The following is a 22,807-nucleotide window of genomic DNA, read 5'->3' on the forward strand; positions in this document are numbered from 1 at the left end:
TATGGTGAATTCGGATTCCCTACTCACCGGTAATCAAGACTCGCAATCGAGGTCCCCAGATGCGTGACGCAGTCATCGTCGAAGCCGTACGCACCCCCGTCGGGAAGGGCAAGCCGAACGGCTCCCTCGCGCACGTCCACCCGGTCGAGCTCCTGGCTCACACCCTGCGCACCCTCGTCGAGCGCTCCGGCGTCGACCCGGCCCTCATCGACGACGTGATCGGCGGGACCGTCGACCAGGTCGGCGAGCAGGCCATGAACACCACCCGGTACGCGGTGCTCTCCGCGGGCCTGCCGGAGACCGTCCCGGCGACCACCGTCGACCGCCAGTGCGGCTCCTCCCAGCAGGCCGTGCACTTCGCGGCGCAGGGCGTCATGTCCGGCGCCTACGACATCGTCGTGGCCTGCGGTGTCGAGTCCATGAGCCGGGTGCCGATGTGGTCCAACGTGCCGGCCGGCAAGGACCCCTTCGGCCCCGGAGTCGCCGCCCGCTACCCCGAGGGCCTGGTCCCGCAGGGCATCAGCGCCGAACTCATCGCGGCGAAGTGGTCGATCGGCCGGGCGGAGATGGACGCCTTCGCCGTCTCCTCGCACCAGAAGGCCGCGGCCGCCTGGGAGGCGGGGCTCTTCGACGCCGAGGTGGCGCCGCTGGAGGGGGTCGGCCGCGACGAGTCGGTACGGCCGGGCACCACCGCCGAGGTCCTCGCCGGGCTCAAGCCCGCCTACTACGACCCCGGTTTCGCCGAGCGCTTCCCGCAGATCGACTGGGGGGTCACGGCGGGCAACGCCAGCCCGATCAACGACGGCGCCTCCGCCGTGCTGATCATGGCCGGCGAGACCGCCGAGCGGCTCGGGCTGCGGCCGCTGGCCCGCCTGCACTCGTTCGCCGTGACCGGATCCGACCCGCTGCTGATGCTGACCGGCGTGATCCCCGCCACCGAGAAGGTGCTGCGCAAGGCCGGTCTCGGCCTCGGGGACATCGACCTCTTCGAGGTGAACGAAGCGTTCTCCAGCGTGGTGCTGGCCTGGCGGCAGGAGACCGGGGCGGACCTGGCGAAGGTCAACGTGCACGGCGGCGCCATCGCGCTCGGGCACCCGCTCGGGGCGAGCGGGACCCGGCTGACCACGACCCTGGTGCACGCGATGCGGGAGCGCGGGGCCCGCTTCGGTCTGCAGACCATGTGCGAGGCGGGCGGGCTGGCCAACGCCATGATCCTGGAAGCGGTGCGGTAGGGCCTTCCGGCGGATCAGGCCGGGGCCGGGGGGAGCCGACGGTGGCTCGTCAGCGCCGCCGGGGTCTACCTGGCGCGCAGGTGGTGGCGCTTCCGCCAGGCCACCACCGCGCCCGCGACCGCCGGGACCACGATCGCCGCCACCGAGATCAGGAAGACCGGGGAGGTCGGTGCCGAGGCCCGCGCCCCGGCCACCACGTACGCGGCGACGTTCGGGATCGAACCCAGCCCCGTCGCCAGCAGGTACGGCGCGTAGCGCATACGGGAGACGGACGCCGCGTAGTTGGCGGCCCAGAACGGGACGCCGGGGAACAGCCGGACCGCCAGCATCGAGCGGAAGCCGTGCTTGCTGAACTGGTTGTCCGCGGCGTGCAGCAGCCGGCCGCGCAGCAGCGGACGCAGCGCGTCCTGGCCGAGAAGACGGCCGAGCGCGAACGAGATCCAGGCCCCGAGCAGGGTGCCCGCCATGGCCGCGCCCATCCCGAGCACCGAACCGAACAGCGCGCCGGCCGCCAGGTTCAGGAACGGTCTGGGTACGAACGCCACCGTGATCAGGCCGTACGCCACGGCGAAGACCACCACCGCGGTGGTGCCCTCGACCTGGGGCGGCCAGCCCCGGGTCAGCAGCTTCTGCGGTTCGAAGAGCAGCACCGACGACGCGGCCGCCGCGAGCAGGACGACGAGCAGGGACAGCCGCGCCCACGGCGACAGCAGCACTCTCGTGCAGCGGGTGGCGAAGCTCACCGGACGGGACACGGCAGTGGTCAGCTCCTTGGCGGCGGCCGGGGGAACGGCCGTGGCGGTGCCAGAGCGGTTGGCATCGAGCATTCCGTGACACTAGCCGACCCAGATGTGTGATCGCCGTACGGTTCGTGTCGTCCGGGCGAAACCGGCGCCACGGAAAACCGTTCGACGTGCGGCGACCCGTCGGCGATGATCTGAGTCATGTTCAGGTACGCCTTCCTCCTCGCAGCGTCCGCGGTCGCGGACGCGCCGAAGGCTGCCGTCCCCGTTCTCCCGGTCGCTGTCGACGGCGCCCGAGGCTGACCCTCCCCGGATCGTCCGGCGGACCCCGCAGGGGGAGGGTCGGCGGATCGCCGGGGTCCCCGCGTCCCGCTCCGACCGGACGCTTCACCGCAGTTCAGGCTTCGAGGTAGAGCCATGCCCAAGACGGCGTACGTCCGCACCAAACCGCATCTCAACATCGGCACGATGGGCCATGTCGACCACGGCAAGACGACCCTGACCGCAGCCATCACCAAGATCCTCGCCGAGCGCGGCACCGGCACCTTCGTGCCGTTCGAGCGCATCGACCGGGCCCCGGAGGAGGCCGCCCGGGGCATCACCATCAACATCGCGCACGTCGAGTACGAGACCGACACCCGGCATTACGCCCACGTGGACATGCCGGGCCATGCCGACTACGTCAAGAACATGGTCACCGGGGCCGCCCAGCTGGACGGCGCGATCCTGGTGGTCTCCGCGCTCGACGGGATCATGCCGCAGACCGCCGAACACGTACTGCTCGCGCGGCAGGTGGGTGTCGACCACATCGTGGTCGCGCTGAACAAGGCCGACGCGGGCGACGAGGAGCTCACCGACCTGGTCGAACTGGAGGTCCGCGACCTCCTCACCGCCCAGGGGTACGGCGGCGACTCCGTGCCCGTCGTACGGGTCTCCGGGCTCAAGGCCCTGGAGGGGGACCCGCGGTGGACGGCGTCCGTCGAGGCGCTGCTCGACGCGGTGGACACGTACGTGCCGATGCCGGAGCGGTATCTGGACGCGCCGTTCCTGCTGCCGGTGGAGAACGTGCTCACCATCACCGGGCGCGGGACCGTCGTGACCGGTGCCGTGGAGCGGGGGACGGTACGGGTCGGCGACCGGGTCGAGGTGCTCGGCGCGGACGTCGAGACCGTCGTCACCGGCCTGGAGACCTTCGGCAAGCCGATGGACGAGGCGCAGGCCGGGGACAACGTGGCGCTGCTGCTGCGCGGGGTGGCGCGGGACGCGGTGCGACGCGGGCACGTGGTGGCGGCGCCGGGGAGCGTGACGCCCGCGCGGCGCTTCTCGGCCCGGGTGTACGTGCTCTCGGGGCGCGAAGGGGGCCGCACGACCCCCGTCGCCACGGGGTACCGCCCGCAGTTCTACATCCGCACCGCGGACGTGGTCGGCGACGTCGACCTCGGCGCGGCGGCGGTCGCGCGGCCCGGGGACACGGTGGAGATGACCGTGGAGCTGGGCCGGGAGGTGCCGTTGGAGCCGGGGCTGGGGTTCGCCATCCGTGAGGGCGGCCGGACCGTGGGCGCCGGCACCGTGACCGCCGTGGAGTGAGGTCGCGGGTGGCGGTGCGCGGTACGCGGGTGCGCTGTCGTGGGGGTACGGGTGGCCGCGGGGCGGGCCGGTACGGGGCCGGTCGTGCGGTCACCCGCGCCCTGGGCGGGCCCGCGCACCGCACAATGGAGGCGTGAACGAAGCCATACCCGTCGTCCGGGTCACCGACCACGGCACCGCCAAGCTCATGCCCGACGTCGACCGGGAACGGGCGTGGCTGCTGACCGTCGACGGGGCGCCCCAGTCGTACGTCGATCTCGACGAGCCGGCGCACCTGGAGTTCGAGTACACCAGGCGGCTCGGGTACGTGCTGGACGCCGTGGCGGAGACCGGGGCGCCCCTGGACGCGCTGCACCTCGGCGGGGGCGCCCTCACCCTGCCCCGGTACGTCGCGGCCACCCGGCCGGGGTCACGGCAGGACGTCGTGGACGCCGACCGGGGGCTGCTGGACCTGGTCTCCGAACACCTGCCGCTGCCGGACCGCGCCGGGATCGCCCTGCACGCCGCCGACGCCCGGCGCTGGCTGGAGGGGGCTCCGGGGGACTCCGCCGACGTGCTGATCGGCGACGTCTTCGGGGGGTCCCGGATCCCCGCCCATCTGACCTCACTGGGCTACGCGCGGGAGGTCCAGCGGGTGCTGCGGGACGACGGCGTCTACCTCGCCAACCTAGCGGACTCCGCGCCCTTCGACTTCCTGCGCTCCCAACTCGCCACGTTCGCCGCGGTGTTCGAGGAGCTGGCGATGATCGCCGAACCGGGGGTACTGCGCGGGCGGCGGTTCGGGAACGCGGTGCTCGTCGCCTCCCACCGGCCCGTCGACCTGGCGGGCCCGGCCCGGCGCGCCGCCGCCGACGCCTTTCCGGCGCGGATCGAGCACGGCCCCGCGCTGCGGCGGTTCATCGGCGGTGCCGGACCGGTCGCCGACGCGGACGCGGTGCCGTCACCCGAGCCCCCCGGCGGAACGTTCGGCATCGGGTGACGCGGGCTCCGGCCGGGCGGTGACCCGGACCGTGCGGCGGGTGAGGTTGCGGACGTCCGGCACCAGCAGGACCGCGGCGGTCACCGCGACGACCAGACCCGCGCAGCCCCACAGCGCCGGACTCCGGCCGAACGCGTCCTCGGCCGGGCCCGCCAGCGCGGTGGCCAGCGGCAGCAGGGAGACCGAGCCGAACCAGTCGTAGGCGGAGACCCGGGAGAGCTTGTCCTCGGGTATCTCCTGGTGCAGCACGGTCATCCAGGAGACCCCGAAGACCTCGACCATGGTCCCGGAGACGAACATCACCAGGTAGAGGACGGCCACCGGTACGGGCACCGCCAGCGCCGCCGACGGCAGGGCCAGCGGGAAGATGCACAGCGTGCCGGCGAACAGCGGCCGACGGGGTTTCCAGCGGGTCATCAGCAGGGCGCCCGCCACCGTGCCCGCGCCGAAGGCGCCCAGCGCCAGTCCCCACGGGCCCGGTCCGCCCAGGCTGTCCCGGGCGACCAGTGGACCGTAGACCGCGTCGGCCGCGCCCACCACCGCGTTCGCGATCGAGAACTGGACGACGATGCCCCACAGCCAGGGGCGCCCCTTGACCTCCCGCCAGCCCTCCCTGAGGTCGGCCAGCATCCCCTCACCGGGGGTGCGCGGCGGGATGTGGCTGACGTCGAGGAACGAGCGCAGGGCGGCGGCGACGGCGAACGCCCCCGCGTCCACCGCCAGCACCCAGCCCGGCCCCACCGCCGCCACCAGCGCACCGCCCAGCGCCGCGCCGCCGAGGGCCGCGCCCTGCATCGCGATCCGGAACACGGCGAAGGCACGCCCTGCCTGCTCACCGCTGACCGAGGACATCAGCATGCCCTCGGCGGCCGGGCTGAAGAACGCCTGACCGGTGCCGCCCAGCGCGGTGAGCAGCATCATCTGCCACAGGCGGGGCTCGCCCGTGAGCACCAGCACGGCGAAGGCGCCCTGGGAGAGGAAGTTGAGGGCGTTGGCCGCGACCATCACCCGGTGGCGGGGGAACCGGTCGGCCACCGCGCCGCCGATGAGCAGGAACAGCACCAGCGGAAGGGTCCGGGCGGCGGCCACCAGACCGACGTCCCCGCCGTCGCCGCCCGCCCCGAGGACCGCGAACGCGGCGGCGATCAGCGAACCGTTGGCGCCCAGACTCGTGACGACCGCCGCCGCGGTCAGCAGACTGTAGTTGCGGCCCGCCCAGCCGGGTCTGCGCAGGCGGGCGGGGATGCCGGGGGTGCCGGGGGCGTCGGAGGTGGAGGTCACCGCCTGACTATCCCTGCCGGAGGTCGGGCTTGCCAAACCGATTGCCGGGCTCGCGGGCCCCCTGACCTGGTCAGCCCCCGGTCGGCGTGCCGTGCAGCCGGACGGTGCTGAGGATCTTCATGATCGTCGCCGTGGGGACCTCGCCCTTGACGCCCTTGGCACCGTAGAAGTCCCAGGACACCAGGTCGCCGGCCGAGTTCTCGAAACCGAAGGTGATCGCCTTGCCGTCGCTCGCGCACTTGCCCTTCTGCGGGGTGTGCGCCGAACGCGCCCAGGCGTAGGCGCCCTTGAGACCGGAGGCGGTGGTGTAGGCGGTGGCCTTCCTGTCGTAGCCGATGGTCTTCTTGTCCGGCTGCGTGTAGCCGCCGTAGACCCACCAGGGGACCTCCCGGACGGCCGCGTCCCCGCCGCTCTTCGCGCCGCTCTCGCCCTTGGTGCCGGCCCCAGCGAGGGACGTGTCCTCGGTCCTGCCGTCCTTGTCGTCGTCGCTCGTGCACCACTTCGACTTGTACTGGGCGGCGCCCGACATGGTGATGATCGGCTTGCCGTCCTTGTCCTCGAAGCCGATGGACGTACCGGAGGTGAGGACCTCCCAGTCGGCGGGCACGTCGAACGCCGTGCCCCACTTGGGGTTCACGACGGTCTTCCAGCCCGCGACCGTCGGCTTCTCGGTCTCCTCACCGCGCGGGTCGTCGTCCGTCGAGGCGGACGCGGAGGCGGTCGGCGAGGGTGCGGGCGACTGGGAGGTCCGCCGGTCCTTGCCGTTGTCGGCCTTGTCGTCCTTCTTGCCCCCGAGCACCAGGAACCCGGTCACCCCGGCGGCCACCACGACGGCCGTCGCGGCGATGACCGCGACCAGCTTCGTCCGGTTGCCGCCGCCCCCGCCCCGCGGAGCCTGCGGACCGCCGGCCGGTCCAGGCCCACCCCACTGGGGCTGCTGCCCGTACCCGCCCTGGGGCTGCTGCCCGTACCCGCCCTGTGGCGGGTACTGCTGGTAGCCGGGCTGCTGGTACGGGTTCGGCTGCTGGTAACCCGGTTGCTGATACGGGTTGTTCTGCGGGTTCTGCTCGCCCCCTGGCGGCTGCTGTTCTGGCCACATGGCCCGTAACCCTAGTGCCGCGCGGGGCGCCGGTCACCGTCCGGGTTGGCGAGGCCGGGCGCGGGGGGCGGACGCGGGGCGCGGACGCGCGGGCGGCAGGAGGGGCGACCGCGGCGGTGGCGACGGTCGTGGCGGAGGCTCTGGCCAGCCTCTACTACCCGTGAGTAACATGATGGCCATGAGCACTGACCAGATGTCGATCGGCGAGATGCTCGCCGCCACGGTCCCGATGGTGCGGACCCTCAACCTGGAGTACCTGGAGACCACTCCGGAGCGGGCCGTGCTGTCCCTCCCGGACCAGGCCGACTTCCACAACCACATCGGCGGGCCGCACGCGGGTGCGATGTTCACCCTGGCCGAGTCGGCCAGCGGCGCGATCGTCCTCGCCGCCTTCGGCGACCAGCTCTCCCGCGCAGTACCGCTCGCGGTCAGCGCCGAGATCGCCTACAAGAAGGTGGCACTCGGCCCGGTCAAGGCGACCGCGACCCTGGGCCGCCCGGTCGCCGACGTCGTCGCCGAACTCGACGAGGGCAAGCGCCCCGAGTTCCCGGTCACCGTCGCCATCACCCGCGAGGACGGCGCGGTGACCGGCGAGATGACGGTCGTCTGGACCCTGCGCCCCAACAGCTGACCCGTCTGCCCGCGACAAAGGATCTCCCCGGCCCTCCCGGAAAACCTCCAGGGAGCAGCCAGGGAGATCTTTTGGCGATCCCCCGCGAACCAGGCGTCCACCGCCGCCGGTCCGGCTGCTTCGGCGGCGGCACCGTTCGCGTCTTCCCGCCCTTGGGCAGAGAGTCTTCCCGCCCTTGGACAGAGAGAGGAGCAGCCGGTTCCTGACGACCCGGATCTGCCGCCGCAGCAGGATGACGTCGTCCTCATCGTGCCCGGGTCACTTCCACAGGCGGCATCTCCACCTGTACTCCGGCGCCGAGGAGCAGCCGGAGTCCGCCGAGGTCTCTGCCCGGTCGTCGCCCTGGACGGTGAAACGCGGCGCCACACCCGGCTTGTAGGGCCCGTCTTGGGCGGGGCGGGTTCAGCGCAAAGGCCCCGCCTGCGTGTGATGCGGTCGGGGCCCTCGTCACGCGGTGGGGCAGCACTCCGGGCACGCCGTCTGCCGCGCCCGCCGCGCCTCGTCGGCTGTGAGCCGCACGATCGGTCGCGGCTCGATGCCCTGAGCCATGTTCCCGGCCCGGCCGGCTCGGAATGCCGGGCAGTCCTCGGCGGAGTGGAAACGGTCGCTGCTGTCGGTCGTGACGTAGCCGCTCATCGGGTGGTCTCCTCGCCGCTCGCCGAGCCGACGCCCGGGTCGTCGTCCGGCTGGCAGTCGGGGCACGGCGCGGCGATCTGGGCCTGGAGGACGCCGTCGGCGCCGCGTTGCACGATGTAGGCGTGCGGGTCGAGGCCCGTGCCGTGGCAGCGTTCACAGTCCATCGCCGGCCTCCTCACCGGCCGCGGGCGCTTCGGCAGTTCGGCTCCGGGGCGGCCGACGAACCACTCCCACAATTGCTTTGTGACTTTGCTGCGGTCGCTGCCCGCGCCTTGAGCGGCATGGTCGAGGTCGGCCCAGAGGGCGTCGTCTATGCCTCGGATGCCCCGCAGTTTCTCCTTGTGTCGGTTGGCCATGGGGGAAGTCTGACAGGTGGTTGACCACCCGTCCAGGTGCTGCCGTGGCAGAGGTGGTCAGCCACCCGTGGCCGCTCGAATCCAAATCGGCTCGAATGCGACAGGCCACTAGGTGGGCGGATACCAGGGCGTATGGAGCACCAGCCGGGGGCGACGCGCTTCGACGTCTCGACGAGGTCAGGAGCTGAGCCGAAGACGAGTGCCCCAATTCTCGTGGCGGTGTCGGCATCGCCGTCGGCGTCCAGCCCGACCGGCTCCGACTCGCAACCCGCCGAAGTCCTCGTCCCGTCGGTGGCTTTCGCTTACCGCGATCCGGTCACAACCCCGTCACAAGCCGCACAACAACGCAATCCGGCCCCTACGCTCACCCCCTACACGAACCATCCAAGGGGGGCCATGAGCCGCAGACCAGCCGCATACGCCACACTTGCCCTGCTCGCACTCGCCGGCGTCAGCGCCTGCCAACCTACTGACACCAACGGCGGCAACGGCAGCAGTGCGACAGTGACCGCGAGCAGCAGCACGGGCAAGAGCGACAGCAAGCCGAAGACCGCCACCGTCCCCGCCTTCACCGGCATGGGCCTCCAATCCGCACAAGACAAAGCCCAAGCCGCCGGGTTCTACGTCCTCAAGTCCCACGACGCACTCGGCCGTGACCGGATGCAGATCCTCGACCGTGACTGGAAAGTCTGCTCCCAGAACGTCAAGGCCGGGACCAGTGGGCCTGTTGACGCGGAGCTGGACTTCGGGGCGGTCAAGGTCGACGAAACCTGCCCCGCCAAGGACCAGTCCGCGCCGTCAGCAGTCGGCGGGGGCATGCCGAACCTCAAGGGCAAGTCCGTGAAGGCCGCCCGCGACGCCCTCGACTCCAGTACGTCGATCACCACCAACGACGCCTCCGGCAACTCTCGGTTCATCCTCGTCGAGTCCAACTGGCAGGTGTGCAGTCAGCAGCCGGCCGCAGGCGCGATGCTCACCGGGCAGCCTGTCACCCTCGACGCGGTGAAATTCGACGAGACCTGCCCCTGACACGCCGAGGGCCCAACGTCCCACCACCGGCGCCGGCGCTTCCGCAAGGTCACGGTTCCGATCGTGGACGGCGCCTTGGTGCCCACCCGCGACGCACCATTGCCCAACAGCCCAAGAACTACCGTTACTCCACCAAGCGCCAGATCGTGCTGGACGCGGAAAGTACCTTGGTCGTCGTCGCCGTCGGCCGGCCGGGCCATCACCATCGCTGCTGGCGGCTGCCCCGGCACCGGGCTGGTCATCCCGCACCGGCGTGCTCCGGGCGGGGAACTGCAACTGCCCGTTCACGATTAGGTGGGCAGGAGCTGGACCAGGCCGACCCGGTTTTCCTCGTCCGCCTTGGTGTGGCTGGCCCGGACCCTCCAGTGGCCGGCGGGCAGCGGGACAGGCGCCTGGTCGGGCATCCCGCCGCCGGGATACTCGATGCACAGTTCGGAGCCCGCTTCGGTGGAGTCCATGAGCACGGCCGGACCATCCGACACCCATGTGCCGCACTCCTCCCACGCGGTGGCGGGGTCCGCGAGGACAGCCTCTGCTGCGGCCCTCAGCCCAGTCTCGGAGTCGGCGGCAAGCCACCGCAGGAAGGCGCGGTGCTCGGGCAGGTAGCAGCTGGTGGCCGGCTCGTCCGCCAGCACCAGTGCCCGCGCACCGTTCTCGCCAACGGTGATCACACCGGCCGGATCGTCCACCGCACAGGCCCGGTCGTAGTCGTCTACAGCGGTGGCGTCTCCCGCCATGACCCCGGTCTCCGTGCATCCGCGCCATGCAGCCAGAGCGGAGACGGGGATGACGATCAAAGGTCCGCCCATCGACTCCACCCAGACAGGAGAGTTGTGGGACGCGTCGGTTGCGGTGGGCGAAGAGGCGCTCATGCCGTCAGTGTGCCCTCGCCCACTGACAACGCCCGCGCGCCCTTCGCTGGCACCCAGCACAGGGAACAGACCGGCGTCGCCTACCGCAATCAGGGGTCACGGGATACGAATGGCCGACATGTGTTGGCTGCCGCCGCGAACTCTGGGAGATCGGACTGGACAGGCTCGCCTGCCGGGCGTACGAAGGCAAGACGGCCAAGCGAGCAGCCCAACTCTGCGGCGCATTAAGGAAATTGGTCGCCATCGCGATCCTCGTGCGTGGCGCCGGTCGGCCCGGCGTCGGCTCGTCCGGCAGCAGGAGGCCGCCGATTGCGCTGACGACGAACGTGGGATCACCTGGGTTCTGGTCGTGGACGACCAGTCGCCCGAAGGCGTGGTGGTCGCCAACTACTCCACTCCCGCCGACGCCCACGGCCGGTTCCCGGAGCGCCGCGGTCAGCTGGATCTCCCCGCCTCATCCGGGACGAACGCGGGGCACGGCTGTTGAACGCCGCCGGATACGCTGGGGAACCGCGGCCGACGGGAGTTGAAGATTTTGTGTGTCGTCGGGTCCATGGCGCGCACAAGTTGAAGCCCCGCGCCCGTCGAATCCGATCCAGTCGTGGATACCGCCGGTAACTTATCGGAATTCACCCAACCTTGAACTCGGGTCACCTCACCTCCTTGTTTCCCGTCAGGGCCGTGTGCGAAGGTGAGCCTCCGCGCGGGAGGGCCCAGAGACCGGCATGGCCGTCAGTCCGGTCCTTATGGGCTCCAAAAGGTATGCACCAATCAGGCACTGCATTCCGTCAGGGTGCCATTTCGCATGCCGTCCTGCGGCTCGGAAGGAAATGGTTCAGTGCAATCCCCCTACCCCCCACGCCCGCCCTATCCGCCCCGACCCGGCTCGAGGCCGGGGGAGTCCGACCGCGATCTCGTCGCGCAGCTCACCGGAACCCCCGCCGCCCGGCACCACGCCGTCGCCCTGCTGCTCGCCCGGCACTGGCGCGCCACCTGTGACTACGCGGTCGTCTGCCTCGCCTCCGCCGCCCCCGTCGCGCAGCAGGTCGCGAGCGCCGCCTTCGAGCGGGTGCTCGGCAGGCCGGTCAACGGCGCCCTGCGTCCACAACTCCTCGTGGCGGTACGGGAGACGGTCCGCGCCTGGGCCGCCGACGAAGCCATTTCCGTGGTCGAACCGGAACTGCGCAAAACCACCGGCGGCCGTGGACTCAGCGCCGCGAGGCCCGGCACGCCGGAAAGACGGCAACTCTCGGAACGCGCTTTCCAGGGACTTCCCGCGGCTTCGCAATGCCTCCTCTGGCACACCGAGGTCGAAGCCGAACCCATATACATACCAGCTGGTCTGTTGGGTGTCGACACCGCTACCGCGACAACCGCTCTCGATCAGGCCCGTGAACAATTCCGGGTCGGTCTGGTGCGCGCTCACCGGGAACTCGCGCCCTCGAAGGAATGCCGTTTCTACAACCGGCTCCTGGACGTCCCCCTGCGTCGCGGTGGCTCTCTGCTCCCCGATGTGCAACGGCACCTGACGGCGTGCCGGTTCTGCCGGCACGCCGCCGAACAGCTCAGCCATTTCGACGGCGGCCTGGAGGTGCTGCTCGCCGAGACCGTGCTCGGCTGGGGCGCCCGCCGCTACCTCGACGCCCGGCCGGGTCACGCAGCCGTCGAGGTCCGGCCGGCCAAACCCGGACCCGGGCCCGGACCGGCATCCGCGGCCGCGTCCGGCGGCGGCCGGCACCGGACGGTACCCGGGGGCGGCAGGCTAACGGTGCCAGGGGGCGGCAGGCGAACGGCCCTGCTGGCCGGCGCGGGACTGGTCTCCCTCGCGCTGCTCGCCACCGTGCTCGTGGCCAAGGGCTGGTCCGAGGGCGGCGGCACGCCGCACCCCGGTACCACCACATGGGGTGCCCCCGGCACGGACGCCACCGGGACCGGCCCCCACCGGAAGCCGTCCGCCGGCACCTCCCCGTCGCCGGCCTCCGCGGGCGAGCCCGTCGAGATCGCCCACGGCAGACTGCGCAGCCTGGACTCAGGGCTCTGTCTGGACGTGCGCGGCGGCCGGGTGCGGGAGGGAGCCGCCCTGCGGCTCGGCACGTGTGCGGACACCGGCTCGCAGCAGTGGTCGTACCAGGACGACGGCATGCTGCGCAGCGTCCCCGACCCCGGCCTGTGCCTCACCGCCGACCCGGGTGTGCGCACGGTCGTGGTCTCCGGCTGCCTGGTCCACGCGGGCGAGGTGTCGTACGACCTGACGGTGCGCGGTGAGCTCCTGCTGCGCTGGGACAAGGACCTCGGGCTGGCCGTGGACGGGGCGAAGGTGGTCGTCGCCCCGCGTGACGGATCGTTTCAGCAACGTTGGGAGCTGGCACCGGGCGGCGCGGGTGAACCGGTGGCGCCGGGGACCGCACGCTCCGTGCCACCCGGGCCGGAGAAGGACCGGAAGGACGAGGGGGACGGGCGGGACGGGAAGACCGCGAAGGGCGGGAAGCCGGGGGAGCGGAGTGGGCCCGCGTCCCCGCCGGACCAGGGGGCGCCACCGCCGGTGCCGGCGACTCCGCGGGAGCCCTACGCCACGAGGGTCGCGCAGGTCGGCGTCCACGGCGGCTCCGCCCCTGCCGTCCCGTCCGGTCCGCGGCCGGCGACCGGAGCCCTCGCCACGCTCACCACGACGGCGGGCGACGTCCTCGCGTCCGTACCGGCGAGGGCGTCGGGCGCCGTGAGCGGGGTGGGAAGCCTGCTCGGCACGTGTATGGACCGCCGGGGCACGCCATCCCAAGGGGCCTTTCAGTAAAGGGCATCGAACGTTCCGGCCGCGGTGAACGCGTCGGTGATCGGCGCGGTGAGCGAGGCGAGGCGGCGGGCACCCGTGGCGCCGATCGGCGCCCACAGCGCGGCACAGTGCTCGTCCGTCTCCCGCTCGACGCGCTCGCGTGCCGCACTGCCGGCATCGGTGATCACGGCGTCCGGGTCGAGCCAGCCGCGCGCGACGAGGCGTGCCGTCGCCGCGGCCCACTCCCCGTCGTCCCAGCGGCGGGTCGCCCGCGCGAGAGCCGTCGGGAGACGGCCCGTCGCCGTGTGCAGAACGAGACAGTCGCACGGTCCCAGGCCGTTGTCGGCGAGCACGACCAGATGGGCGTCACCGCGCCACTCGCGCGCCACCGTGATCTGCTGCCACAGCGCGACGTGCGGATCGGACGGAAGCGCCACCGAGGCGTTCGCGGCGGCCAGCACCTTGCCGGCGTAGTCGGCACCGGCGACGACCGGGTCGATCAGCGAGCGCGCTTCGGTGAGGCGGCCGTCCGAGAGGCGTACGCCGACGCGCCGCATCGCCCGTCCGGCGGCCAGGAAGCGGGCGCTCTGCCACCGCTCGGGCGACGCCGCGTCCCACACGTCCGCCGCCGCCCGCACCGCCCGCGGGCTGAAGTTGTAGAAGGCCGCGAGCGTGACCTGCCACGGAACCGCCCCCATCGCGGCCGACCGGAAGGCCAGATACGCCCGCCCGCGGTCGGTCACGCCGAACTCGGCCGCCGCTCGGGCGGTTTCGGGGACGAGATAGACGAACAGGTGGGCGGCGCTGATGGCGTCACTGACTTCGCGGACCGCGTCGAGGTCCATGGGGCCGTCGTCGGGGCGGGCGGTGTGGGGAAGCTCGTCGAGATGCATCGCGGTGGTCTCTCCTGAGGTTCGCGGGGCGCTGTCGGGCGGGCGTCCCGGCAGCGGCGGTCGGCACCGCGCGTCCGAGGGCGCGACCGGCATCGGGTCCGTGTGCCGGGGCAGACCGCGGCGGACACGGGAACGGCACGACGGCGCCGTCCTGACGCGTCCTCGCAGCCCAGGCCGATGAATCGACGGTACCATCAATAATCGATTATTCGACGGATCATCTATGCTGACGCCATGGCCGGTACACCTCGCAACCCCGCCCTCTCCGGGAAGCAGATGCTCTCCGAGCAGGTCTACGCCCATCTGAAGAACGCGATCATGCGCGGGGACCACGCCCCGGGCGACGCCCTCAAGCCACAGGACCTCGCCGGTGAGCGGGGAGTGAGCCTGGCCGTGACGCGCGAGGCGCTCGTGCGGCTCGTCGGCGAGGGGCTCGCCGACCGGCTGCCCAACCGTGGATTCGCGGTCCCGTCCTTCTCCGACCAGCGCTGGCAGGAGATCGCGGAAGCCCGCCGGACCATCGAACCGGCCATGCTGCGCATGTCCGTCGAACGCGGCGACGTGGACTGGGAGTCCCGCGTACGAGCCGCCCACCACCGCCTGGTCCGGACTCCGGCGTACGGGCCAGAGGGCGGCGAGTACTACACCGGTGCCTGGGCGGAGGCGCACCGGGTATTCCACCGCACGCTGCTGGAAGGGTGCGGTAACCGCGCGCTGCTGGAGACCTTCGACCGGTTGTGGACCGCGAGTGAGCTGGCCCGCCGCTGGTCGGCGCACCGCGACCCCGACCGCGACGGTGCCGAGGAGCACCGCAGGCTGGAGGAGGCGGCGCTGGCCCGCGACGCCGACACCGCGGCCGCGGTACTGGTCCGGCACCTCACCCTGACCGCGGCCGCGCTGGCCGACGATCAGGGCCGGACGACCGACTGAGGACTCTCCCGAAGTCCCCGGCGGGCCAAGTCCCCGGCCCGCCAAGTCCCCGGCCCGCCAAGTCCACCGGTTGGCCAGTCCCCGGTGGGTCGGCGCACGGCGCACGGCGCCGGACGCGGTGCGTCGCGGGGCGGAGGGTGTTCCTCGTGCCGGCCGGTCCGGGCGGCCCAGGCAGCCCCGCGAGGTGCCGCGGCTGTCGAGGCGCACCCGCCCGGGACCGCGGAACGGCCCGCGTGGCACGCGTCGCCGCGCGCACCCTGTCGCCCCGGGGTTCCCGTCATCCGCGCCGGACGTGCGGCGCCGGACCCGTGGCGCCGGACGCGCGGAGCCGGATCCGGCACCGTACGGGTGGGCGCCCGTCGGGAGATCCGAAGGCCGCGCGAGTACCCGGGTGGACGGCCGAAATCACTGAATACAAGTCAATGGGCGGTCGGCGCGCCAAGCCTCTCCGGCCGCTTTACTTCAAGGGTTTACAAGGATTTTCCCCGTCGTGTGTTTCATGTGAAGTAATACACTTGGCGACAGGTTTTTGTCAGGCTTGGGTCAGGGTTGGTGCAGACTTCGCGCGGGCGCGGTGATCCGGCGTATCCGGTGTGCCACGATCGAGCCAGCGGGCCGAAGTCATCCCGAATTTACAGAGCTCGGCGCGGTCGCACGGGGTGTTGCGCCGGGGTGAGTGCCGGGTGAATGGCCTGGGCGCTTTGACGGTCTTGTGACGGTGTGAGGCCAGAGCTCCACCGGCCCGGAGGCCGTTTCGGCGCCATGGATTGCTCGGATTTTCGGCTCTTGCGGTGAATTTCCCCGACTGGCCGAATCAACACCCCCGGGCGTGATAGGGCCGTTCCGTTATTGACCCGCGAGTAATGAAGTCGCTACTTTCCGGGGGCCTCACCCCGAGCACTCCGCCGCACACATCCCCCACCGTGCTGTCCTCCCGATTATTCGGAGCATCATGACGCCCCCTGTGCGTGCCGTCGACCTGATCATGTGCATCACCCCTTTCGGAGAACCCGATGCCCGGCTGGCCGGCGCGGTCCGCGCCGCAGGCGGACTCGGAATCCTGGACCTGGGACGTGGTGACCGAAGAACCCGGGAGGAACTGGCCCGGCTGAGACGGTCGGCGCCCGCCTCCTACGGCGTGCGGGTCGCCCCCGGCTGCGCGCTCACCCCCGAAGACCTCGACGAGGTGCCCGACACGGTGGTCCTGGCCGGCGGAGCCCCCTGGGCCATCGGCCGGATCAGCCCGGAATGCCGGGTGCTGGCCGAGGTGACCGGCCTGGCCGAAGCCCGTGCGGCGGTCGCCGCCGGAGCGCACGGACTGATCGCCCGGGGCTCCGAGAGCGGTGGCCGGGTCGGCGCCCTCAGCACCTTCGTCCTGCTCCAGCAGCTCCTCGACGCCACGGGGCCGGACCTGCCGGTGTGGGCCTGCGGCGGCATCGGACCGCGTACCGCGGCGGCCGCGGTGGCAGGCGGCGCCGCCGGGGTCGTCCTGGACAGCCAGCTCGCCCTGCTCGCCGAGTCCCGGCTGCCCGAGGCGACAGCGGCCGTACTGCGCTCGCTGGACGGTTCCGAGACGGCCGTGGTGGCCGGTCACCGGATACTGCACCGCCGCGGCCCGGACACCGTGCGGCCGCCCGCCGACGACCCGGCCGCCGTCGCCGCGCTGCTGGGCGGCGAGGACCCGCGCACCCAACTGCTGCCGGTGGGCCAGGACGGCTTCCTCGCCGCCCGGTTCGCCGAACGCTGGGGCGGAGTGCGGCGGACCGTAAGGGAGTTGACGGCCGCCGTCCGGGAGGGCGCCGTCGCGGCCCCGGACGCGTTACGGCCCGGCACCTCAGCCATGAGCCGTGCCCTCGGCACCCGGCTGCCCCTGGCCCAGGGCCCGATGACCCGGGTCAGCGACCGGGCCGACTTCGCCGCCGCCGTCGCCGCCGACGGGGCGCTGCCCTTCCTCGCGCTGGCCCTCGCCGACGGCGCCCGCACCCGGGAACTGCTCACCGAGGCCAAGGCCGCGCTGGCCGGCCGGCCCTGGGGCGTCGGCGTCCTCGGCTTCGCCCCCGAGGACCTCAGGAACGCCCAGCTCGACGCGGTACGGGAACTGCGGCCCAGCCACGCGATCATCGCGGGCGGCCGACCCGCCCAGGCGCAGGCGCTGGAGAGCGCCGGGATCAGGACCTTCCTGCACGTGCCCTCGCCCGGGCTGCTGCGGCAGTTCCTGGAGGCGGGGGCCCGCAGATTCGTGTTCGAGGGCTCCGAGTGCGGCGGGCACGTCGGACCGCGGGCGAGCTTCCCGCTCTGGGAGGCCCAACTCGCCGTCCTGGAGGACTTCCCGGACGTCGAGGGCCTGGAGGTGTTCTTCGCCGGCGGCATCCACGACGAACGCTCCGCCGCGATGGTCGCCGCGCTGGCCGCGCCGCTGACCGCCCGGGGCGCGGCCGTCGGCCTGCTCATGGGCACCGCCTACCTCTTCACCGAGGAGGCCGTGGACCGGGGCGCCATCCGGCCCCTCTTCCAGCGCCAGGTCATGGCCGCCGCCTCCACCGCCCTCCTGGAGACCGCGCCCGGCCACGCCACCCGCTGCGTGCCCAGCCCGTTCACCCTCGGCTACCACCGGCGCGAGGCCGAACTGCGGGCGAACGGGGTGCGGGACCGGGAGCTGTGGGAGGAACTGGAGCGGCTCAACGTCGGCCGGCTGCGCGTCGCCAGCAAGGGCGTCGACCGCGCGGACGGCGGCGAGCTGACGCCGGTGGACGAGCAACGCCAGCTCAACGAGGGCATGTTCATGGCCGGGGAAGTCGCCGTGCTGCGCTCGGCGACCACCACCGTGGCCGCCCTGCACCACGCCGTGACCGACGGCGCGGCCGACTTCCTCGCCCGGCGGGGACCGGCCCCCGAACAGCGTCCGGAGCCGCCCGCGCCCGCCCCGCTCGACATCGCGGTCGTCGGCATGGCCGGCATGTTCCCGGACGCCCCCGACCTGGCCACCTTCTGGGCGAACGTGGTCGCGGGACACGACGCCGTCACCGAGGTCCCGCCCGACCGCTGGGACCCGGACGTCCACCACACCGACGGCCACACCGCATCCCGGTGGGGCGGCTTCCTGCCCGCCATCCCCTTCGACCCACTGAGCTACGGCATCCCGCCCGCCTCCCTCGGCCACATCGAACCGGTCCAGCTGCTCGCCCTGGAGGCCGCCCGGCGCGCCCTGGACGACGCCGGATACGGCACGCGGGGACGCGAGTTCGACCGCTCGCGCACCTCCGTGGTGTTCGGCGCGGAGGCGGGCAGCGACCTCTCCAACGCGGCCACCCTGCGCGCGGTACTGCCCTCCTACTACGGCAAGGTCCCCGACGGCCTGGAGGACCAGCTGCCCCGGCTCACCGAGGACTCCTTCCCGGGCCTGCTCGCCAACGTCATCTCCGGGCGGATCGCCAACCGCCTCGACCTGGGCGGCTCCAACTACACCGTGGACGCCGCCTGCGCCTCCTCACTGGCCGCCGTCGACGTCGCGTGCAAGGAACTCACCGCCGGTACCAGCGACGTCGTGCTGTGCGGCGGCGCCGACCTGCACAACGGCATCAACGACTACGTCCTCTTCTCCTCCGTGCACGCCCTGTCGCCGACCGGCCGATCCCGCGCCTTCGACGGCTCCGCCGACGGCATCGCCCTCGGCGAGGGCGTGGCCTGCCTCGTCCTCAAGCGGCTGGCCGACGCCGAACGCGACGGCGACCGCGTCTACGGCGTGATCAAGGGAGTCGGTTCCTCCAGCGACGGCCGCTCCCTGGGGCTGACCGCGCCGCGCCCCGAAGGGCAACGGGCCGCGCTGCTGCGCGCCTACCGCAACGCCGGCGTCTCCCCGGCGCGGGTCGGCCTGGTGGAGGCGCACGGCACCGGGACCGTGGTCGGCGACCGCACCGAACTCACCGTACTCAGTGAGGTGTTCGCCCAGGCGGGTGCGGAGAACGGCAGTTGTGCCCTCGGCTCCGTCAAGTCCCAGATCGGGCACACCAAGTGCGCTGCCGGACTGGCCGGCCTGATCAAGACCACCCTGGCCCTGCACACCGGCGTCAAGCCGCCCACCGTGCACCTCGACCGGCCCAACCCGGCCTGGAAGGAGGAGGACAGCCCGTTCGTCTTCCACACCGAGGCCCGGCCCTGGGCCGCCCCGGCCGCCGAGCGCCTCGCCGGGGTGAGCGCCTTCGGCTTCGGCGGCACCAACTTCCACGTCGTGCTCGGCGCCTACGACGGCGCCGTACCGCCCGAGCAGGGACTGGACCTGTGGCCCGCCGAACTCTTCGTGTTCCGCGGACGGGACGAGAAGGCCGCCCACCGGGGCGCCGAGGAGATCCTGCGGGCCGCCGGGACGGGATCGTGGCGACTGCGTGACCTGGCACTGGCCGCCGCCCGCCGCGCCGACGCCACGCACGAGCCGGTGCGGGCCGCGGTCGTCGCGCGTGACCCCGACGAACTGACCGGGCTGCTGCGCCGGCTCCTCGCGGGCGAGCAGGACCCGGCCGCCGGCCTCCACCTGGCCGGCCCACGGGCGGACGCCGACGCCGACGGCAAGGTCGCCCTCCTCTTCCCCGGCCAGGGCAGCCAGCGCCCCGGCATGCTCGCCGACCTCCTGGTGGCCTTCCCCGAGCTGCAGCACTACCTCCGACTCGGCAGGGCCCACGCCGGTGCCCTCTACCCGCCCACCGCCTTCGACGACGCGACCCGCGAGCGGCGGCGGGCCGCCCTCACCGACACCCGGGCCGCCCAGCCCGCCCTCGGCATCACAGGCCTCGCCGCGCACGCCCTGCTGACGGCCGCCGGGGTCCGCCCCGGCATGGCCGCCGGACACAGCTACGGCGAACTCGTGGCCCTCGCCGCGGCCGGCGCCCTCACCCCCGAGGCGCTCCTGGAGCTGAGCACGGAACGCGCCGCGGCCATTCTGGCCGCCGCGGGCGACGAACCCGGCACCATGGCCGCGGTGTCCGGCGCCGCCGGGGACGTCGAGCGCGCGCTGCGCACCGCGGGGGTGCCGGACTCGGTCGTGGTCGCCAACCACAACTCGCCCCGGCAGAGCGTGATCTCCGGCCCCACCGAAGAAGTGACCGAAGCCGTCGGGAGGTTGCGCGAGGCCGGGCTCGGCGCCAAGCGCATCCCGGTGGCCTGCGCCTTCCACAGCCCGGTCGTCGCCGGGGCCGGACAGCGGTTCGCGGAGGTCCTCGCGGAGACGACCGTACGACCGCCCGAGTTCCCGGTGTGGTCCAACCGCACCGCGGCTCCCTACCCGGCGGACCCCGAGGCCGTCCGCGCCGAACTCGCCGCCCAGATCGGGTCCCCCGTCGCCTTCGCCGCCCAGATCGAGGCGATGTACGAGGCCGGGGCCCGGACCTTCGTCGAGGCGGGGCCCGGCACGGTCCTCACCCGGCTCGTCGGGCAGGTCCTCGGCGACCGCCCGCACACCACGGTGGCCTGCGAACCCCGTGCCGACAGCGGCCTGCGCGGCTGGCTCGACGCACTCGCCCGCCTCGCGGTGGCCGGAGCGCCGGTGCGCACCGCCTGGCTGCTGCGCGGCCGCGACGCCGTGGACGCGCTCCGCACTCCGGTGCCGGAGCGGCCGGGCTGGACCGTCGACGGACAGCTCGTGCGCACCGCCAGCGGAGACCTCCTGCCCGGTGCCCTCGCACCGGCCCGACGAGTCGTGGAGACGACCGTGACGACGAACCAGCCGCACGACGCCCCGGCCGACCGGGACGCGCTGATCTCCGAGTTCCTGCGCACCAGCCGGGAGATGATCGCCGCCCAGCGTGACGTGCTGCTCACCTACTTCGGGGCCGCGCCGGGGGCGGTGCCCGCCGCGCCCGCGTCGCCGCAGCAGCTCACGCCCCTTCCGGCCCCGGCGCTCGCGCCCGCCGAGGCCCTCGCGCCCCGGCCGGAACCCGCCGCCGGGCCGGAGCCCGCGGCCCGGGAGACCGACGTCGAACGGGTCGTCCTGGAGATCATCAGCGAGCGCACCGGCTACCCCGTCGACATGATCGAGCCCGACCTCGACCTGGAGGCGGACCTGAGCATCGACTCGATCAAACGGGCCGAGATCGCCGGTGAGCTGGCGAAGCGGCTCGGTGTCGCGGGCGGGGCCGAGACCCTGGACGACGCCGAACTGGAGGAACTGGCCAAGGCACGCACCGCCGCGGCCGTCACCGGATGGCTGAAGGCACGCGTCGGCACCGGCGGTCAGGCCGCGGAAGAGGAGCCGGCCGCGGCCACCGCCGAACCGTCGGCACACCGCCCTGCCGCACCCGAGGAGATCCCCCGCGGCGAGGCGCCCAGGCGGTTCGAGATGCGCCCGGTCGCACTGCCGGAGCCGGACCCCGCCGCCGACCCGGCCACGGTGCTGGGCGGCCTGCGGTTCGTGATCCTCGGTGCCGGCGACCGGCTGGCGGAACGGCTCTCCGGGTACGGCGCCGAGTGCGTGACCGCCGGCCCCGGCCACCGGCTCGACGAGGCCGACGGCAGGGTGGACGGCGTCCTCTACCTGGGCGGGCTGCCCGGCAGCGACACGCCCGTGCTGCCGGACGCGTTCCCCGTGCTGCGGGCGGCACTGGCCCGCGGCCCGCGCTGGCTGCTGGCCGCCCGGCCCGCCGAGGGCGAGGACGCGTCCCGCGCGGCCGGGCTGCACGGCCTGTTCCGCACCGTCGCCCGGGAGTACCCGGACACCGTCGCCCGGGTCGTGGACCTCTCGGACACCGCACCGGAAGCCGTCGCCGAAGCCCTGCTCGCCGAACTTCTCGCACCCGCACCGGCCCCCGTCGTCCTGCGCACCGCCGCCGGCCGGCAGGGTCTCGAAATGACCGAGGTACCGCTGGGCCCGCTCGGCAGCACCGGTGCGGGACCCGCCGGGGCGGGGGCCGCCGAGGCCGCCGCGCTCGGCCTCGACCGGGACTCCGTGGTGCTGCTGGTCGGCGGTGCCCGGGGCATCACCGCGAAGTTCGCGGCCGGGCTCGCCGCCGCCTGCCGGTGCCGCGTCGAACTGCTCGGCCGTACGCCCGCCCCCACCGGCCCCGAAGCCCCGGACACCGCGGTCGCCGGTACTCCCGCCGAACTCCGCGCGGCCCTCGCCGCCCGGGGCGGACAGGGACCCGCCGAGGTCGGCCGGCAGGCCGAACTGATCCTCGCCCAGCGAGAGATCACCGCGACCCTGGACGAGCTCGCCGCGCTCGGCAGCACGGCCCGCTACCACGCCGTGGACTTCCGCGACCGGGACGCCGCGCTCCAGGCCGTCAAGGAGATCCACGCCGACCACGGCCGCCTGGACGGGGTGGTCTTCGCGGCCGGGGTGATCGAGGACCGGCTGATCGCCGAGAAGTCACCGGAGTCCTTCCAGCGGGTCCACGGCACGAAGACGACCGGCGCCGCGACCCTGCTCGCCGCCCTGGAGGAGCTGCCCAACGGGCCAGGATTCGCGGTGCTGTTCGGCAGTGTCTCGGCCGTCCTCGGCAACCGGGGCCAGGCCGACTACGCCGCCGCCAACGACGCCCTGGAAAGCCTCGGCGCCGACTGGGCGGACCGCACCGGCAACCGGGCACTGACCGTGCACTGGGGGCCCTGGGCGCCGACCGGCGGCCACACCGGGATGGTCAGCCCCGAACTGGGGCGGGAGTACGCCAGGCGCGGGGTGAACCTGATCGACCCCGACGAGGGCGTCGCCGCGCTGCTGCGCGAACTCGCCTGGGGCGCGGAGTCCGTCCGGGCCGTCGTCTACACCGCGTCGGGCTGGTGAC

At 73.2% G+C, this 22,807-nt stretch carries 16 protein-coding genes and 1 pseudogene; 10 read left to right on the forward strand and 7 right to left on the reverse strand.

Translation table 11 applies throughout. The annotated features are described in order from the left end of the window. Positions 1 to 59 precede the first annotated feature (59 nt). On the forward strand, positions 60 to 1,232 hold the full coding sequence (locus tag ACFY3I_RS33245; protein ID WP_365285114.1) for a thiolase family protein: 1,173 nt from the start codon (positions 60 to 62) through the stop codon (positions 1,230 to 1,232). 65 nt (positions 1,233 to 1,297) lie between these two features. Here ACFY3I_RS33245 and ACFY3I_RS33250 read toward each other — a convergent pair whose 3' ends face one another. Beyond that, complete coding sequence (locus ACFY3I_RS33250) at positions 1,298 to 2,059, reverse strand: TVP38/TMEM64 family protein (RefSeq protein WP_390864735.1); 762 nt, start codon at positions 2,057 to 2,059, stop codon at positions 1,298 to 1,300. Between the two features lie 333 nt (positions 2,060 to 2,392). Here ACFY3I_RS33250 and tuf point away from each other — a divergent pair, with 333 nt between their 5' ends. After that, positions 2,393 to 3,562, forward strand: a complete 1,170-nt coding sequence (tuf, locus tag ACFY3I_RS33255; RefSeq protein ID WP_390864736.1) for an elongation factor Tu — start codon at positions 2,393 to 2,395, stop codon at positions 3,560 to 3,562. Positions 3,563 to 3,695: 133 nt separating this feature from the next. Beyond that, positions 3,696 to 4,541, forward strand: coding sequence for a fused MFS/spermidine synthase (locus ACFY3I_RS33260; RefSeq protein ID WP_365285120.1), 846 nt, complete (start codon positions 3,696 to 3,698; stop codon positions 4,539 to 4,541). Here ACFY3I_RS33260 and ACFY3I_RS33265 read toward each other — a convergent pair. Both ACFY3I_RS33265 and ACFY3I_RS33270 read right to left on the reverse strand, forming a co-directional pair. Continuing rightward, positions 4,503 to 5,822, reverse strand: a complete 1,320-nt coding sequence (locus ACFY3I_RS33265; protein WP_390864737.1) for an MFS transporter — start codon at positions 5,820 to 5,822, stop codon at positions 4,503 to 4,505. The genes ACFY3I_RS33260 and ACFY3I_RS33265 overlap by 39 nt on opposite strands. A gap of 70 nt (positions 5,823 to 5,892) precedes the next feature. After that, complete coding sequence (locus ACFY3I_RS33270; protein ID WP_390864738.1) at positions 5,893 to 6,921, reverse strand: hypothetical protein; 1,029 nt, start codon at positions 6,919 to 6,921, stop codon at positions 5,893 to 5,895. Positions 6,922 to 7,114: 193 nt separating this feature from the next. Between ACFY3I_RS33270 and ACFY3I_RS33275 the strand changes: the two genes are divergently transcribed. Beyond that, positions 7,115 to 7,552, forward strand: a complete 438-nt coding sequence (locus tag ACFY3I_RS33275; RefSeq protein WP_390864920.1) for a DUF4442 domain-containing protein — start codon at positions 7,115 to 7,117, stop codon at positions 7,550 to 7,552. Positions 7,553 to 7,999: 447 nt separating this feature from the next. Here ACFY3I_RS33275 and ACFY3I_RS33280 read toward each other — a convergent pair whose 3' ends face one another. Next, a complete protein-coding gene (locus ACFY3I_RS33280; RefSeq protein WP_390864739.1) occupies positions 8,000 to 8,188 on the reverse strand; it encodes a hypothetical protein in 189 nt (62 codons plus the stop codon). Further along, positions 8,185 to 8,544 carry a hypothetical protein gene (locus tag ACFY3I_RS33285; RefSeq protein WP_390864740.1) on the reverse strand — a complete coding sequence of 120 codons (360 nt, stop codon included), beginning with the start codon at positions 8,542 to 8,544 and terminating at the stop codon, positions 8,185 to 8,187. Before ACFY3I_RS33285 ends, ACFY3I_RS33280 begins: the two co-directional genes overlap by 4 nt. Before the next feature lie 396 nt (positions 8,545 to 8,940). Here ACFY3I_RS33285 and ACFY3I_RS33290 point away from each other — a divergent pair, with 396 nt between their 5' ends. Further along, the gene (locus tag ACFY3I_RS33290; protein WP_390864741.1) at positions 8,941 to 9,573 is read left to right on the forward strand and encodes a hypothetical protein; all 633 of its coding nucleotides are present in this window, start codon (positions 8,941 to 8,943) and stop codon (positions 9,571 to 9,573) included. A gap of 30 nt (positions 9,574 to 9,603) precedes the next feature. Beyond that, positions 9,604 to 9,855, forward strand: a pseudogene (locus ACFY3I_RS33295) (IS5/IS1182 family transposase); the annotation flags it as partial. Positions 9,856 to 9,863: 8 nt separating this feature from the next. On the opposite strand, the gene ACFY3I_RS33300 reads toward ACFY3I_RS33295, so the two are convergent. Then, positions 9,864 to 10,445 (reverse strand): immunity 21 family protein, encoded by a 582-nt coding sequence (locus ACFY3I_RS33300; protein WP_390864742.1) that lies wholly within the window; start codon positions 10,443 to 10,445, stop codon positions 9,864 to 9,866. A 349-nt stretch (positions 10,446 to 10,794) separates the two neighbouring features. Here ACFY3I_RS33300 and ACFY3I_RS33305 point away from each other — a divergent pair, with 349 nt between their 5' ends. Continuing rightward, positions 10,795 to 10,932 (forward strand): hypothetical protein, encoded by a 138-nt coding sequence (locus ACFY3I_RS33305; RefSeq protein WP_390864743.1) that lies wholly within the window; start codon positions 10,795 to 10,797, stop codon positions 10,930 to 10,932. A 351-nt stretch (positions 10,933 to 11,283) separates the two neighbouring features. Further along, the gene (locus ACFY3I_RS33310; RefSeq protein WP_390864744.1) at positions 11,284 to 13,236 is read left to right on the forward strand and encodes a ricin-type beta-trefoil lectin domain protein; all 1,953 of its coding nucleotides are present in this window, start codon (positions 11,284 to 11,286) and stop codon (positions 13,234 to 13,236) included. On the opposite strand, the gene ACFY3I_RS33315 is transcribed toward ACFY3I_RS33310, so the two are convergent. After that, entirely contained in the window at positions 13,230 to 14,108 is an 879-nt protein-coding gene (locus tag ACFY3I_RS33315; RefSeq protein WP_390864745.1) for a hypothetical protein, read from the reverse strand. The genes ACFY3I_RS33310 and ACFY3I_RS33315 overlap by 7 nt on opposite strands. Before the next feature lie 234 nt (positions 14,109 to 14,342). On the opposite strand from ACFY3I_RS33315, the gene ACFY3I_RS33320 reads away from it, so the two are divergent. Together ACFY3I_RS33320 and ACFY3I_RS33325 are read left to right on the forward strand one after the other, a co-directional pair. Then, positions 14,343 to 15,038 (forward strand): GntR family transcriptional regulator, encoded by a 696-nt coding sequence (locus ACFY3I_RS33320; RefSeq protein ID WP_390864746.1) that lies wholly within the window; start codon positions 14,343 to 14,345, stop codon positions 15,036 to 15,038. A 952-nt stretch (positions 15,039 to 15,990) separates the two neighbouring features. Continuing rightward, positions 15,991 to 22,806, forward strand: a complete 6,816-nt coding sequence (locus ACFY3I_RS33325) for an SDR family oxidoreductase (RefSeq protein WP_390864747.1) — start codon at positions 15,991 to 15,993, stop codon at positions 22,804 to 22,806. Position 22,807: the final 1 nt, after the last annotated feature.

Origin of the sequence: Streptomyces sp. NPDC001068, from assembly GCF_042897315.1 — a bacterium.
Lineage (GTDB): Bacteria > Actinomycetota > Actinomycetes > Streptomycetales > Streptomycetaceae > Streptomyces.